The organism is Nocardia otitidiscaviarum, from assembly GCF_007362295.1.
GTDB classification, from domain to species: domain Bacteria; phylum Actinomycetota; class Actinomycetes; order Mycobacteriales; family Mycobacteriaceae; genus Nocardia; species Nocardia otitidiscaviarum.
This window is the reverse complement of the sequence record NZ_CP041695.1, coordinates 6329154-6343329: the sequence shown is the minus strand read 5'-3', so window position 1 is coordinate 6343329 and position 14176 is coordinate 6329154. Positions and strand designations below refer to the sequence as shown.

Below are 14176 nucleotides of genomic sequence, written 5' to 3'. Positions count from 1 at the left end.
AGCCGTGGGTGATCCGGCTGTGCGGGCTCGGCATGGTGCTGGGCGTGGTGGCCGTGGTCACCCTCTGCCTGGTCATGTTCGCGGGCGGCTTCGAGAACACCGTCAAGGTCTCCGTCGAATCGCCGCGCAGCGGCCTGGTGCTCGACCCGGACGCCAAGGTCAAGATCCGCGGCGTGGAAATCGGCAAGGTCTCCGGTGTGCACAACACCGCCGACGGTGCGCGCATCGATCTCGAACTCGATCCGGAACAGCTGCGGATGGTGCCCGCCAATGCCGTCGTGGATATTCGGTCCACCACGGTATTCGGCGCGAAATATATCAATTTCGTTGCGCCGCAGAATGCTTCGAAAGAATCGCTGCAACCCGGCGCCGTGGTGCGGGCGAGTTCGGTTACCGTCGAATTCAATACGCTGTTCCAGCATCTCAATGACGTGCTCGCGAAAATCGAGCCGGAGAAGCTGAATGCCACGTTGCAGGCGGTGGGTTCGGCATTGCAGGGCCGCGGCGAGAAGATCAACCAGCTGCTCGTCGACAGCGAGGCGTTCCTGCGCGACATCAACCCCTCGCTGCCCACCCTGCAGGAGGATCTGCGCAAGACCACCCAGGTCACCGGTCTCTACGCCGACACCGTGCCGGATCTGCTGCGCACCACCGACAATCTGGTGGTCACCGGCGGGACGCTGGCCGAGCGGGCCGGGGATCTGGACCTGGTGCTGACCAACATCATCGGATTGGCCGACACCGCCACCCCGATCCTGAACGAGACGGAATCACCGCTGGTGGAAGCACTTCGGCTGCTGCACCCGGCCACCGACACCCTGTACGAGTACCGCACCGCGGTGTCCTGCGTGGTCAACGGCCTCGGCCCGCTGATGCCGCTCTACGGTGAGATCTTCGGCGGCCGGTATCCGGCGGTCTCCATGAACGCCAGCCTCATGCCCGCCGGCGAGCCCTACAAGTACCCGGAGGATCTGCCCAAGGTGAACGCCACCGGCGGACCGCACTGTGAGGACGTCACCGGCTGGGAGACCGGTGACAAGGCCAACTACCTGGTCACCGACACCTCGCAGGGGCATGTCTGGCAGCCGCCGACCCAACCGAGCCTCAACGAGGGCACCGTCTTCGAATTGCTGTTCGCCGGATTGCCGGGGGTGAGGTAGCGGTGCGCTTGAAACCACACGCGGTCACGGTCAAGCTCGGCCTGTTCACCCTCGTCATGGTGCTGATCCTGGGCATGCTCGGGATCGTCTTCAGCGAGGTGCGGTTCTCCCGCGAGTACGGCTACAAGGCGGTGTTCACCAGCTCGTCGGGCATCCTGCCGGGGGCGAAGGTGCGCATCGCCGGTGTGCCGGTCGGCTCGGTGACCTCGGTGCGGGTCGGCGAGGACAATCTCGCCCACCTCGAGTTCGACGTGGACCGCAAGTACCGGCTCTACCAGAGCACCACGGCCGCCATCCGCTACGAGAACCTGGTCGGCGACCGGTATCTGGAGCTGCTGGAGGGCCCCGGCACGGCGGAGGTGATGCGGGAGGGCGCGACCATGGGCACCGACCGCACCAAGCCCGCACTGGATCTGGACATGCTGCTGGGCGGGATGAAGCCGCTGCTGCGCGGCCTGGATCCGGCGCAGGTCAACGACCTCACCGAGGCGCTGCTGCAGATCTTCCAGGGGCAGGGCGGCACACTGGTGTCGCTGCTGAACAGCTCCGGCTCCTTCGCCAAGACGTTGTCCGAGCGAGATGCCCTGATCGGCAGTGTGATCGAGAATCTGAAGACGGTGCTGGCCACCATCGACGATCGTGATCAGGAATTCGCGACCACGCTGGACGAATTGCAGCGGTTGGTCAGCGGGCTGGCCGCGGACAAGGATCCCATCGGGGACGCCATTCCCCGGATCTCCGGGGCGACAGGCGATCTCACCGGTCTGCTCACCCAGGCCCGGCCGGATCTGAAGGAGACCATCAACCAGCTGGGTCGTACCGCCACGAGCATCGACGATCAATCCGGCGATATCGAGTGGATCATCCAGAACCTGCCGGACGCCTACAAGAAGCTGGTTCGCATCGGCTCCTACGGATCGTTCCTGAACATCTACGTCTGCGGCACCGACTTCCTGGTCGACGGCCCCGACGGCAAGCCGCTGTTCCTCAAACTGCCCGGCGCGCAGACCACCGGGAGGTGTGCGAAGTGAACGGACAGCGCTCATCGGTGATCAATGTGGGCATCGTCGGCATCGTGCTGGCGGTCACCATCTCACTGGCCTCGCTCCAGTTCGACCGATTGCCGTTCCTGGCCTCCGGTGTTCAGTACACCGCCCATTTCGGCGACGCGGGCGGTCTGGTGCCCGGTGACCAGGTTCAGGTGGCGGGCGTGCGGTCCGGCCGGGTGGAGGACGTGCGGCTGGACGGCGCGAAGGTGCTCGTGCGGTTCAGCATCGACGGCGGCATCACGCTGGGCGACCGGACCAGCGCCGCCATCAAGACCAATACGGTGCTCGGCCGCAAATCCCTCGAGGTCACCCCGGCGGGGGACGGCCGCCTGCGCCGGGACGAGCCGATTCCGTTGGAGCGCACCACCTCTCCGTACTCGCTCAACGACGCGCTCGGCGACCTCGCCACCACCGTGCACGGCCTGGACATGGAGCAGGTGAACACCACGCTCGACGCGCTGTCGGCCACCTTCGCCGATACGCCCGCGCCGCTGCGGTCGGCCCTGGACGGCATCACCGCCCTGTCGCGCAGCATCAACACCCGCGACCAGGCGCTGACCGAGCTGCTGAGCAAGGCCCAGGGCGTCACCCAGGTGCTGTCCGATCGAGCCGCCAAGATCAGCGCGCTGCTCGTCGACGGCAATCAGCTGCTCGGCGAGCTGGACGCGCGGCGCACCGCGCTCGGCCAGATGATCCAGTACGTCAACGGATTGGCGCAGCAGCTCAGCGGGTTCGTCAACGACAACGAGGCCCAGCTGCAACCCACGCTGGACCGGCTGAACTCGGTATTGGGGATGCTCCAGCGCAATGAGCAGAACCTCTCCGACGCCCTCGACGCCCTCGGCCCCTACGCGGGCGCGCTGGGCGAGCAGGTGGGCGGCGGCCCGTACTTCCAGGCGTACATCTCCAACGCGACCAGCAAGGGGTTGCAGCCGCTGGTCGACGCCCTGGTGTGGCCCGAACATCTGCCCGAGGACCTGCGCTCCTACCTCGACAACAGTCCGCAGCAGCCTCCCGGCCTGTATCCCGCACTGACGGAGCCCGGAAAATGAACGCACTGAAGAACCTCGGACAGCTGCCCCGGTGGACGTGGGCCGTCGCCCTGGTCGCGCTGATCGCGGTGGTCGGTGTGCTCGCGTACCCGGCGGTGAGCCGGATCGGCAAGACCCAGATCACCGCGTACTTCCCGTCCACCAGCGGCCTGTACGCCGGCGACCAGGTGCGGGTGCTCGGCGTGCGGGTCGGCACCATCGACTCCGTGGATCCGGGCGCCGACCGGGTCACGGTGCGGATGACCATCGACCGCGGCGTGGACCTGCCCGCCGACGCCAAGGCCGTCATCGTGTCGCCCTCGCTGGTGTCGGCGCGGTTCATTCAACTGGCCCCCGCCTACACCGGCGGCGACAAACTGGCCGACGGCGACACCATCCCGATCGAGCGCACCGCCATTCCGGTGGAGTGGGACGACATCAAGACCGAACTGTCCAAGCTGGCGACGACCCTCGGCCCGGTGGGCGATGACGAACAGGGTTCCTTCGGTCGATTCGTCGACACCGCCGCCGACAATCTCGACGGCAACGGTGAGGCGTTCCGCGACACCCTGCGGGAGTTGTCCAGCGCGCTGACTACGCTGTCCGACGGCCGCACCGACCTGTTCGCCACCATTCGCAACCTGCAGCAGTTCGTGGACGTGCTCTCCAAGAGCAACGACCAGATCGTGCAGTTCGGTGGGCGGCTCGCCTCGGTGTCCTCGGTGCTGGCCGGCGTGTCCACCGATCTCGGTGCGGGACTGGAGAATCTGGATATCGCGGTCGCGGATGTGCAGCGCTTCATCGACGCCCGCGGCGGTGCGCTGACCGAGAGCGTGCAGCGGCTCAGCGAGGTCACCCAGCTGCTGGTGGACAAGCGGCCCGAGGTGGAGCGGGTGCTGCACTCCGGCCCCACCGCCCTGGTGAACTTCTATCAGATCTACAAGCCGGCCCAGGGGTCGCTGACCGGCTATCCGGTGCTCACCAACTTCGCCGACCCGATCAGCTTCCTCTGCGGATCGGTCGAGGCGCTGGAAACCAACGACTCCGACAAGAGCGCCGACCTGTGCGCCACCATGCTCGGCCCGGTGCTGAACAGCATGGCCATGAACTATCCGCCGCTCATGCTCAGCACGCCGACCAATGCGACCGCCTATCCGGAGCAGCTGGTGTACAGCACACCGGAGGTCGCGGCCGCGGCCGGCGGCGTCACGGTGCCGGGCAGCATCGCCGAACTGGCCGTTCCGGGAGGCAACTGATGACCAGCATCTTCGGCCGCACCCGGGTGGCGGGCATGGCGATCGGCATCGCAATCGCCTTGGGCGCCACCGGATGCCAGTGGGACGGACTGAACTCGCTGCCGATGCCGGGCGCGGAGGGCACCGGCGCGGGGGCGTGGGAAATCAAGATCCAGATGCCGAATGTCACGACGCTGACCCGCAATTCGCCGGTCCGCGTCCACGACGTCGCGGTCGGCTCGGTGACCGGTATCGAGGTGGAGGGCTGGCACGCGCTGGTCACCGTGAGCCTGGAACCGGATGTGCGGCTGCCCGCCAACGCCACCGCCAAGATCGGCCAGACCAGCCTGCTCGGCAGCAACCACCTCGAACTGGCCGCGCCCACTGATGTTCCGGCACAGGGCGAATTGCGGCCCGGCGATGTCATCCCGCTGGAGCGGGCGGGTGCGTACCCGACCACCGAGCAGACGCTGTCCTCCCTCTCGGTGGTGCTCAACGGCGGCGGCATCAGCCAGTTGGAGACCATCACCAAGGAACTGAACACCGCGCTGAGCACCGACACCGAGGCCATCCGCGAACTGCTGCCGCAGCTGAACACCCTCGTCACCACGCTCGACGCGCAGACCAACGACATCATCGCCGCCATGGGCGGACTCGATCGGTTCTCCGGAATCCTGGCGCAGCAACAGGATCAGGTGGTCGCGGCCATCGAGAACATCCATCCGGCGCTGACCGTGCTCGCCGACCGCAGGGCGAACATCACCCGTGCGCTGACCGCGCTGGGCGGGCTCAGCGACGTGGTGTCGCGCATCGTGGACAACGGCGGCGATCACCTCACCGCCGAACTGGCCAACCTCTGGCCGCTGCTGCAGGAGATCGCCAATACCGGAACGAATCTCAGTGCGGCGCTGGACATGCTGCTCACCTTCCCGTTCTCGCTGAAGAACCTGGACGGCGCGGTGCGCGGCGACTACCTCAACGTGAAGATCACCTACGATCTCACCGCCGCGCGCCTGAGCAAGAACTTCCTCACCGGAACGCCGCTCGGTCCGCGCTTCGGCGGCGTCGAGGGCGCCCTCGGCCAGCTGGGCGGCACCCCCGGTGAGCCGGTCGATCCGCGGACCGCGCCACTGAACCCCCGGCCGGAGTCGCAGGCACCCGAGCCGAGCATTCCCGGGCTGCCGCCGATTCCGGGGCTGCCCGCGATTCCGGGACTCACCGTGCCGCAGGGGAGTGGACAGTGAAACTCACGCGCTTCGTCAAGATCCAGCTGGTCATCTTCTCGGTGCTGACGGTTATCGGCATCACCGTGATGAGCGGTACGTACGTGCAGCTGCCCGCCATGTTCGGGATCGGCCGCTACGACGTCACGGTGCGACTGGCCGCCACCGGTGGACTGTACGAGAACGCCAATGTCACCTATCGCGGTACCACCGTCGGCAAGGTGACGGCGGTGCGGCTGACGCCGGAGGGCGTCGACGCCGAACTCTCCATCGACAGCGACTACAAGATCCCCTCCGACGTGGACGCCTGGGTGCGCAGTGTGTCGGCGGTCGGCGAACAGTATGTGGACCTGCTCCCGGTCGACAACGGCACGGGCGGCAACCTCTCCGACGGTTCGGTCATCCCGGTGGAGCGGACCAAACTGCCGCAGGATGTCGGCAGCCTGCTCGAACAGACCGACCGGCTGCTGAACAGTGTCGCGGACACCAAGCTGCGGCAGGTCATCGACGACGCCTTCCTGGCATTCGACGGTGCCGGTCCGGATCTGCAGCGCTTCCTCGACTCCGCGTCCCTGCTCGTCCAGGAGGCGCGGAACAACTCCGAGGCCACCAAGGCCCTGATCGATCAGATCGGGCCGCTGCTGGACACCCAGATCGAATCCGATGCGGCGATCCGGTCGTGGACCGCGGATCTGGCCACGCTGACCGATCAACTGCGCGAACATGATCCGGCGCTGCGCAATGTGCTCAGCAAGACCCCGGGCGCCGCCGGCAGCGCCACCCGGCTGTTCCAGGACTTGAATCCGACGCTGCCGCTGCTCGCGCGCAATCTGGCCAGCGTCGGCCAGGTCAGCTACGTCTACGATCCGGGCATCGAACAGCTGCTGGTCGTCTTCCCGCCGCTGGTCGGAGCGCTGCTGACGATCGCGCTCAACGGCCCGCTCGAGTACGGGGCCATGGTCGACTTCATGGTCAGCGTCAACGATCCGCAGGGCTGTACCACCGGCTTCCTGCCCGCCGATCAGCGGCGTTCGGCCGCACTGCGGGACGTGCCGGACACCCCGGGCGGCCTGTACTGCAAGGTCTCGCAGGACGCGCCGTTCGCGGTGCGCGGCATCCGCAATACGCCCTGTATGGAGGTGCCGGGCAAGCGCGCGCCCACGCCGGAACTCTGCCGGGATCCGCAGGGGTTCGTGCCGCTGGGCGACAATCCGCCGTTCGGACCGCCGAATCCGGTGGCGCCGTCCGGCGATACCGGCGGTGAGCAGCCACCGGGCGGTGCGCCCGGCGCTCCGGCCGGTGCGACCCAACCGGCGTCGGTCGAGACGCGGTCCTACGATCCGCGTACCGGGACCGTGCTCGGACCCGACGGCCGCATGTACCGTCAGGCCAATATCGGTCCCGACGGCTCCGGGGTGATCCCGACGAGTCTGACAGCGATGGTGCAGGAGCAGATGCGATGAGTGATACCGGTGGGGTGACGAACCGAAACCGGCGGCGCGCGGTGCGCTCGGAGGGGCCGCCGCCGGAAGCGGGGGCCGACACCGCACGGGTGCACCCGGCCACCGCTTCGACAGCGGCCGAGGAGGTGGCGGCCACGCCACCCACCGTCGAACTCGACAAGCCGGAACAGGCCCCGGCCGCCGAGCCGGCGGCGCACCACGAGCGGACCGAGTCGGCCGCAGCGCCGGTGACGCTCGGCAAAACGGCGGCCGCCGAGCCGGTGCGGCTCGACAAGGCCGCGGAAAGTGATGAGGCCGAGACGATTCCGCAGCCGCCCGCCGCCGGGGGCGCGGTCCTCCCGGTGCCGCCCGCGCCGCCGTCCGCCGCGGCCGTCGCGTCCGAGGGGCCCGCAGCTCCTTCGGCCGCGGGCGGCGGTTGGCAGCGGATCGTGGCGGTGGCCGCGGTGCTGCTGGCGGTGGCGCTCATGGGCGGCACCGGCTACCTCGTGCACCTGCGCGGTGAGATCGCCGCGGAGAACACCCTGCGCGCCGACTACGTGCAGACGGCCAAGCAGGCCATGCTCAACATCACCAATATCAGCGCCGAGACCGCGTCCGACGACATCAAGCGGGTGCTCGAGGTGACCTCGGGTGAGCTGGCCGCCGAATACGAGCAGCGCAAGGACGATTACGCCGGAATCGTGCAGAAGGCGGAGGTGCGCGCCAAGGGCGAGGTCATCGACGCCGCCATCGAAAGCTCCGACGACCACTCCGCGATCGTGCTGGTGGCCGTCAAGCAGACCCTCACCAACGCCGGTGCGGAAGGTCCGCAGCAGCGGCAGTTCCGATTCCGGGTGACCATCACCCACACCGAGCGAGGTTTGGCCGCGACGCAGATGGAGATGGTGATATGACCGCGCGATCACGTGACCGCTACCTGCTGATCGGCGCTTGCCTGCTGCTCGTCGCCGCCGTGGCGGTCGGCTCGTGGGTTGGTTACGGCTATCGGCAGGATCAGCGGGCCGAACAGGCCCGGGAGGATTCGCTGGTCGTTGCCCGCCGCGCCGTGGAGGGCATGTTCGGCTACAACTTCAACACCATCGACACCCAGATGGCCAAGGTCAGCGAGGATATGACCGAGGACTTCAAGGCCGACTGGAAGAACGTGACCGAAACCGTCCTCGCGCCCGGAGCGAAGGAGAAGGAACTCGTGGTGCAGGCCACCGTGACCGGCAGCGGCGTGATCAGTGCCGAGGCCGATCACACCGAGGTCATGATCTTCCTGAACCAGCGCAGCACCGGCAAGGACCCCGCCAAGGGCACCTACGACGCCAGCCGCCTGAAGGTGCAACTGGACCGCGAGGGGGGTCGCTGGCTGGTGGCCGACGTCGACCCGATCTAGAGTGCTGAGGTCAACGAAAGACCTTAGGACCCAGGAAGATCGCGTGGGCAAGACACAACAGCCGCAGTGGACCGCGGCCGATATACCGGATCTGCACGGCCGCGTCGCCGTGGTCACCGGAGCCAGTGCCGGTCTCGGCGTGGCCACGGCCTTCCTGCTCGCCGACAGCGGGGCGCACGTGGTACTGGCCTGCCGCAACCTCGAAAAAGCGGAATTGGTGGCCGATTCCATTCGCGTCGGCGCTCCCGACGCCGAATTGTCGCTGGTCGAACTGGATCTCGCCGTACAGGCATCGGTACACGCGGCGGCGCAGCAGCTCCGCGACCGGTTCGCACACATCGATCTGCTGATCAACAACGCGGGCACCGCGGTCATGCGCCCGGAGCGCACCGAGGACGACTTCGAAACCACCATCGCCACCAACCATCTCGGCCACTTCGCGCTCGCCGGCCTGCTGCTCGACCGCCTGCTGGCCGCACCCGCCGCCCGGGTCGTCTCGGTCACCAGCGGCGCGTTCGGAAAGACCATGGACACCGTGGACGTCGACGACCTGTTCTTCGAGCGCCGCGACTACCGGGGCCTGCACGCCTACGCCCAGTCCAAACTGGCGGTGCAGCTCTTCATCGCCGAGCTGCAGCGCCGCCTCAACGGCACCGACGCCAGGCTGGCCGCGACCATGGCCAATCCCGGTGTCGCGCAATCCGATTTCGAACAGAACCTGGGCCCGTTCGTCCGCTTCCTGTCCCGCCCGGCCTTCAAGTGGTTCTTCGACTCGCTGAAGCAGACCCCCGAAATGGGCGCGCTGCCCACCGTGCGCGCGGCCGTCGACCCGAGCGTGCGCGGCGGTGAGTTCTTCGGCCCCACGGGGCGTTTCAAAGGCTATCCGGTCCGCAAGGCACCGACCCCCGGAGCCGACGACCCGGAACTCGCGGCGCGGCTGTGGGAGAAGTCCGAGCAACTCACCGGCGTCAGCTTCCGCTTCACCGAGCCGGTCGGCGGTCTGGAGGCAGGTCACTCCCTCCGGTAGCGGCACGCCACCTCATGGAACGCCTGCTTGGGTGTCCAGCCGCCGGCCGAGCCGTCGGCGAATTTCACGACGCCGAATCCCGCTCGGTCGAGATCGAAGCGGGGATCGGTGCTGTGTGAGAAGTCGGGCATGGCGAACGTGAACACGAAACAGCCGTGCACACCGCTGGTTTCGTACAGGCCGATCAGATCGCCCAGATAGCCCGCCTGTATACGTTCGTCGCGCGGATGCTCGCCGCGGATATACGGTCGATCGCTGAACCAGCGGACGATCCGGAACGATCCCGCGCCCCGGCGATCCGCACCTTCGAAAGCGCCGCAACCGAACTCGGTGATGACAACCGGCTTCTCGTTGTCGGCCACCAGTTCTCGGACACGCCGCGCGTAGCGGTCGGGATCGTGCCCGGATCGGTAGAGATTGACGCCGACCACATCGAATCGCGACCAGTCCAGGTCCTCCCACCCCGCCGCCGCGTACCCGACCGGCCCCTCGAACCGCTCCCGAGCCGTCCGCACGGCCCGTTCCAACAGTGCGTCCAGCCGCCTTGTCGCCCGCCGCCGAAACACCCCGTACGCGCGCACGATCAGCATGAGCCGCGCGTACGACCACCATCCGGGCACCATCCCCGGCACGGTATGGGTGAATTCACTGCCCACCAGCAGCGTCACCCGCCCCGGATACCGCCCCCGTAGTTCTTCGGCTCCCGTCGCGAGCTCACCCAGCCGTCCGCACACCTCCCGCCACGGCCGGTCGCTCACCTGCGGGCGTATCCACACCTCGAGTCCGATCTCGAGTGCGTCCTCCGCCGCCCCGAGCATCCGCACCCTATCGGCACCGATCAGCATCACCGCCGTGCAGTGCAATTCCGCGTGGATCACCTCCAAATCCGCTCGTGCGGCCTCCGCCGGAACGCCGTCGACCAGGTACGAGATGCCACGAATGGTCAGCACGCGACCCATTGTCGCGGAAGTGGACCGCGTCTGGCAGACATAGTGGTCGCGCCGGACGACTACCGCTGCCGTCGGCTGTCCGCGACGGCGCGCGTGTACAGCTCGGTGGTCAGTTGGTCCTCGCCCACACCGAGGTTCGCGAGTACATCACGCAGATCCGCCAGCGCCTGCGGCAGCTCGTCCTGACCGGACACCTGTGTTTCCAACTCCAGGAAGACGCCGGCTATCTCGGGGACCGTCACCACGGTCGCGACCATCGTCCGTCCCGCCATTGTGAAGGTGTAGTTTTCGCAGTCTTTCGTGAAGGCGATGGTGGGGCGGTACCCGAGGCGGACGATGATCGACTCGGCCGCGTCGCGGTCCTCGATCACGGTCTCGTGCTCGGGTTTCGAGCCGGTTTCCGGGTCGACCGTCGCGTCTTTGAACGTCAGCAAGTGCTTCGAGCCGCGAGCTCCGACGATCGTTCGGAGTCGTAGTTCTCTGTCGGACTTGGACAACGACTCATCGGGTTGGTCGAAGTAGACATCGTGATAGCGGACCACGTCGGGTGCCGCGAGGCGCGCGAGCCGCCGACGAACGGAACCGACGTCGGACAGGCGCGCCTTGTATTCGGCTTCGATCACAGCGGTTCCTGACTACGGGGCGAGGCGTGTCGCATCGGCGAAGGACTGTTCCACAACCCGCACGAAGGCATGATGCAGGATGCCGCGTCGGTTGGGGTCGATTCGGTGCGTGGATGACGAATGTCCCTCGCCGTAGGCGGTGAACGCCGAAACGAACAGCACCTCATCGAGTTTGAGGATCCGCCACACCGGAATCCGGTCATAGGTGTACAGCTCGACCGGGTGGTTCGATCGGCGAGCTCCCTCACGCGGGCGATGCACAGGCTGATGCCCACCGAGAAGCACCCGGGTGACTCGCCGATTTCCTCGGCGCGGAATCGCGCAGCTTCACAATCAGGGTCCAGGAGTAGGACGCGAGGTCTCACATCCGACGACAAAGCCGTGCTCGCGGACGTGGCGAAGGCTACTGGGGTACAGGGGTCCTGAGACCCGCACCCCGGGCGGAGGTCGGATCGAACCGGGTGCGGCGCCGGTTTGGCGTATCGGGTCCGGAACGCGGCGTGCCGGACCCTCCGGAAACCGTCACCGCCGGTCATAGGCTCCAACGCGTGACGTACAGCATCCTCGCCATCTCCGGCAGCCTGAGCGTGGGCTCGCACAATACGGCGCTGCTGCGCACGGCGCAGCGGCTCGGCACCGACCTGGATATCGAGATCTACGAGGGCCTGCGCGACATCCCGCCCTACGATCTGGATTTCGACGACCCGTACCGGCGTCCGGCGGTGGTGACCGACCTGCGCCGCCGGATCACCGAGGCGGACGGACTCCTCATCGCCACACCGGAGTTCAATCATTCGATGCCCGGGGTGCTCAAGAACGCCATCGACTGGGTCAGCACCGACTGGGCCGAGGTCGAGGGCCGCCCGCTGCTGCGCAAACCGATCGCCATCATGGGCGCGTCACCGAGCCGCTTCGGTTCCGTGCGCGCCCAGCTCGCCCTGCGCCAGGTGCTGCTTCAGACGCGCAGCGATGTCGTGGTCAAACCGCAGGTGATCATCGACAATGCCCACGAGCGCTTCGACGACGACGGCAATCCGACCGATCGGACCACGGTGGATCTGCTCGCGAACCTGCTGACGGCGCTGGCCGACAAGATCGACCGCGCCCACCGCCCGCAGCCGGTGGGCTGAGCCTCATCGGGAACCGAGCCGCCGCCGCTCAGCGGCGCGGTGCCGGATCCACGTCGTCGTCGGACAGCAGGGCGCTGCCCGCCACGCGGTCCTGGGCCAGGGCGTCGAGAAAGGCGCGGGCCCAGCGGTCGACATCGTGGGTGAGGACCTGGCGTCGCATGGAGCGCATCCGGCGGCGACGGGCGTCGCGATCGTCGTTCACCGCGGCGAGGATGGCCTCCTTGACGCTTTCCAGATCGTGCGGGTTGCACAGATACGCCTGGCGCAATTCGGCTGCCGCACCGGTGAACTCGCTCAGCACCAGCGCGCCGTTCAGGCCGCCCTGGCAGGCCACGTACTCCTTGGCCACCAGGTTCATGCCGTCGCGCAGCGGTGTCACCACCATGACGTCGGCGGCCACGAAGAACGAGATCAGCTCCTCGCGCGGAATCGGGCGGTGCAGATAGTGCACCACCGGGTGACCCACCCGGGCGAACTCGCCGTTGATGCGACCCACCTGGCGTTCGATATCGCCGCGCATCTGGATGTAGGACTCCACCCGCTCCCGGCTCGGGGTGGCCAGCTGCACCATGACCAGCTCGGCGGGGTCGATCTTCCCCTCGTGCAGCAGCTCCTCCAGCGCGGCGAGACGGATATCGATGCCCTTGGTGTAGTCCAGGCGGTCCACGCCGAGCAGGACGGTCTTCGGATCGCCCAGTTCCGCACGGATCTTCGCGGCCCGTTCGCGTACCGAGCGGCGACGTGAGTGCTCGTCCAGCTCGGCCGAGGCGATGGAGATGGGGAAGGCGCCGACCCGCACGGTGCGGAAACCCACCTGCACCACACCCATTTTCGAGCGCACGCCGACGGTGCCGCGGGACGTCGGCTGGCCCGCGAGACGGCGCGCCAGATACAGGAAGTTCTGCGCGCCACCGGGCAGATGGAAGCCGATGAGGTCCGCGCCGAGCAGCCCCTCCACGATCTCGGTGCGCCACGGCATCTGCATGAACAGTTCCACCGGCGGGAACGGAATGTGCAGGAAGAAGCCGATGGTCAGATCCGGACGCAGCATGCGCAGCATCTTCGGCACCAGTTGCAGCTGGTAGTCCTGCACCCACACCGTCGCGCCCTCCGCCGCCACCTTCGCGGTGTGCTCGGCGAAGCGGCGGTTCACCTGGACGTAGGCCTGCCACCACTGGCGGTCGTACACCGGCCGCACGATCACGTCGTGGTACAGCGGCCACAGCGTGGCATTGGAGAAGCCCTCGTAGTAGTCGGCCACCTCCTCGGCCGACAGCGGCACCGGGAACAGGTCCAACCCGTCCTCGGTGATCGGGTCCACCTCCACGTCCGGAACACCGGCCCAGCCGACCCAGGCGCCCTTGTTGTTGCGCAGCACCGGCTCCAGCGCCGTCACCAGACCGCCCGGACTGCGCTTCCAGCGGGTGCTGCCGTCCGGGAGGCGTTCCAGGTCGACCGGCAGCCGATTCGCGACGACCACGAATCCGGAACCGGCGCCCTCATCGGGAATGAGTGCCCCCGGGCCGCGGTAGGCCGCGGGGACACCGTCGAACTCGTCGGGCTCGGTGTCCGGATCGTGCTGGGAGTCGTCGGTCTGGTTCATCGGTCCACTCGATTCCTTTGCCCGTCGCAGGGAGCCCGTTGTAGTTGTCGGTGGTCGAACCCGCCTCAGTCGGCCCGGTTGCTCGGGCCGATGCCGAGCATCGACAGCAGCATGCGGCATTCGTCGGCGTCCGCGGCGTAGGCGGCCACGACGCGCTGGGCCTGGCGGGCGGTTTCGTCGGCGAGCGGTTCGAGATCGTCGTCCGCGATGTCGTTGGCGCTGCTCTTCGCGGCCATCATCGTGTCCTCTCGGATGTCTGTGCACAGGTTATGAGGTGTCCATGGTATCCGCACCTCGGAGG

The 14176-nt window shown here is 67.6% G+C and carries 15 protein-coding genes; 10 read left to right on the top strand and 5 right to left on the bottom strand.

Going from position 1 to position 14176, the window contains the following annotated elements; translation table 11 throughout:
* Positions 1-8 precede the first annotated feature (8 nt).
* From FOH10_RS28415 to FOH10_RS28375, 9 genes are read left to right on the top strand one after another with little or no spacing between them, the layout of a single operon-like run.
* Positions 9-1160, top strand: coding sequence for an MCE family protein (locus FOH10_RS28415; protein WP_039809214.1), 1152 nt, complete (start codon positions 9-11; stop codon positions 1158-1160).
* Between the two features lie 8 nt (positions 1161-1168).
* The gene (locus FOH10_RS28410) at positions 1169-2191 is read left to right on the top strand and encodes a virulence factor Mce family protein (protein ID WP_143984365.1); all 1023 of its coding nucleotides are present in this window, start codon (positions 1169-1171) and stop codon (positions 2189-2191) included.
* A complete protein-coding gene (locus FOH10_RS28405; protein ID WP_143982985.1) occupies positions 2188-3261 on the top strand; it encodes an MCE family protein in 1074 nt (357 codons plus the stop codon). The genes FOH10_RS28410 and FOH10_RS28405 overlap by 4 nt, the downstream gene beginning before the upstream one ends.
* The gene (locus FOH10_RS28400) at positions 3258-4496 is read left to right on the top strand and encodes an MCE family protein (protein WP_143982984.1); all 1239 of its coding nucleotides are present in this window, start codon (positions 3258-3260) and stop codon (positions 4494-4496) included. Before FOH10_RS28405 ends, FOH10_RS28400 begins: the two co-directional genes overlap by 4 nt.
* The gene (locus FOH10_RS28395; RefSeq protein WP_143982983.1) at positions 4496-5719 is read left to right on the top strand and encodes an MCE family protein; all 1224 of its coding nucleotides are present in this window, start codon (positions 4496-4498) and stop codon (positions 5717-5719) included. The genes FOH10_RS28400 and FOH10_RS28395 overlap by 1 nt, the downstream gene beginning before the upstream one ends.
* A complete protein-coding gene (locus FOH10_RS28390; RefSeq protein WP_143982982.1) occupies positions 5716-7161 on the top strand; it encodes an MCE family protein in 1446 nt (481 codons plus the stop codon). The genes FOH10_RS28395 and FOH10_RS28390 overlap by 4 nt, the downstream gene beginning before the upstream one ends.
* Positions 7158-8054 carry a hypothetical protein gene (locus FOH10_RS28385; protein WP_143982981.1) on the top strand — a complete coding sequence of 299 codons (897 nt, stop codon included), beginning with the start codon at positions 7158-7160 and terminating at the stop codon, positions 8052-8054. Before FOH10_RS28390 ends, FOH10_RS28385 begins: the two co-directional genes overlap by 4 nt.
* The gene (locus FOH10_RS28380) at positions 8051-8542 is read left to right on the top strand and encodes a hypothetical protein (RefSeq protein ID WP_039809224.1); all 492 of its coding nucleotides are present in this window, start codon (positions 8051-8053) and stop codon (positions 8540-8542) included. Before FOH10_RS28385 ends, FOH10_RS28380 begins: the two co-directional genes overlap by 4 nt.
* A gap of 43 nt (positions 8543-8585) precedes the next feature.
* Positions 8586-9569, top strand: a complete 984-nt coding sequence (locus FOH10_RS28375) for an oxidoreductase (protein WP_143982980.1) — start codon at positions 8586-8588, stop codon at positions 9567-9569.
* On the opposite strand, the gene FOH10_RS28370 is transcribed toward FOH10_RS28375, so the two are convergent.
* The 3 genes from FOH10_RS28370 to FOH10_RS35055 are packed head-to-tail and all read right to left on the bottom strand — an operon-like array spanning position 9554 to position 11304.
* On the bottom strand, positions 9554-10519 hold the full coding sequence (locus FOH10_RS28370) for a glycoside hydrolase family 113 protein (RefSeq protein ID WP_143982979.1): 966 nt from the start codon (positions 10517-10519) through the stop codon (positions 9554-9556). The two genes, FOH10_RS28375 and FOH10_RS28370, sit on opposite strands and share 16 nt — an antisense overlap.
* Before the next feature lie 59 nt (positions 10520-10578).
* Positions 10579-11142 carry a class IV adenylate cyclase gene (gene cyaB, locus FOH10_RS28365; protein ID WP_143982978.1) on the bottom strand — a complete coding sequence of 188 codons (564 nt, stop codon included), beginning with the start codon at positions 11140-11142 and terminating at the stop codon, positions 10579-10581.
* A gap of 12 nt (positions 11143-11154) precedes the next feature.
* The gene (locus tag FOH10_RS35055; protein WP_186000618.1) at positions 11155-11304 is read right to left on the bottom strand and encodes a hypothetical protein; all 150 of its coding nucleotides are present in this window, start codon (positions 11302-11304) and stop codon (positions 11155-11157) included.
* A 386-nt stretch (positions 11305-11690) separates the two neighbouring features.
* On the opposite strand from FOH10_RS35055, the gene FOH10_RS28360 reads away from it, so the two are divergent.
* Positions 11691-12272 carry an NADPH-dependent FMN reductase gene (locus FOH10_RS28360; RefSeq protein WP_221937887.1) on the top strand — a complete coding sequence of 194 codons (582 nt, stop codon included), beginning with the start codon at positions 11691-11693 and terminating at the stop codon, positions 12270-12272.
* A 28-nt stretch (positions 12273-12300) separates the two neighbouring features.
* Here FOH10_RS28360 and FOH10_RS28355 read toward each other — a convergent pair whose 3' ends face one another.
* Entirely contained in the window at positions 12301-13875 is a 1575-nt protein-coding gene (locus FOH10_RS28355; RefSeq protein ID WP_228813233.1) for an alpha,alpha-trehalose-phosphate synthase (UDP-forming), read from the bottom strand.
* Between the two features lie 65 nt (positions 13876-13940).
* Positions 13941-14111 carry a hypothetical protein gene (locus tag FOH10_RS35050; protein ID WP_169334996.1) on the bottom strand — a complete coding sequence of 57 codons (171 nt, stop codon included), beginning with the start codon at positions 14109-14111 and terminating at the stop codon, positions 13941-13943.
* Positions 14112-14176 lie beyond the last annotated feature (65 nt).

Coding starts and splice junctions, on each gene's coding strand:
- FOH10_RS28400 (WP_143982984.1), top strand. CDS start 3,258: ATGAACGCACTGAAGAACCTCGGACAGCTGCCCCGGTGGACGTGGGCC.
- FOH10_RS28395 (WP_143982983.1), top strand. CDS start 4,496: ATGACCAGCATCTTCGGCCGCACCCGGGTGGCGGGCATGGCGATCGGC.
- FOH10_RS28385 (WP_143982981.1), top strand. CDS start 7,158: ATGAGTGATACCGGTGGGGTGACGAACCGAAACCGGCGGCGCGCGGTG.
- FOH10_RS28380 (WP_039809224.1), top strand. CDS start 8,051: ATGACCGCGCGATCACGTGACCGCTACCTGCTGATCGGCGCTTGCCTG.
- FOH10_RS28355 (WP_228813233.1), bottom strand. CDS start 13,875: ATGAACCAGACCGACGACTCCCAGCACGATCCGGACACCGAGCCCGAC.
- FOH10_RS35050 (WP_169334996.1), bottom strand. CDS start 14,111: ATGGCCGCGAAGAGCAGCGCCAACGACATCGCGGACGACGATCTCGAA.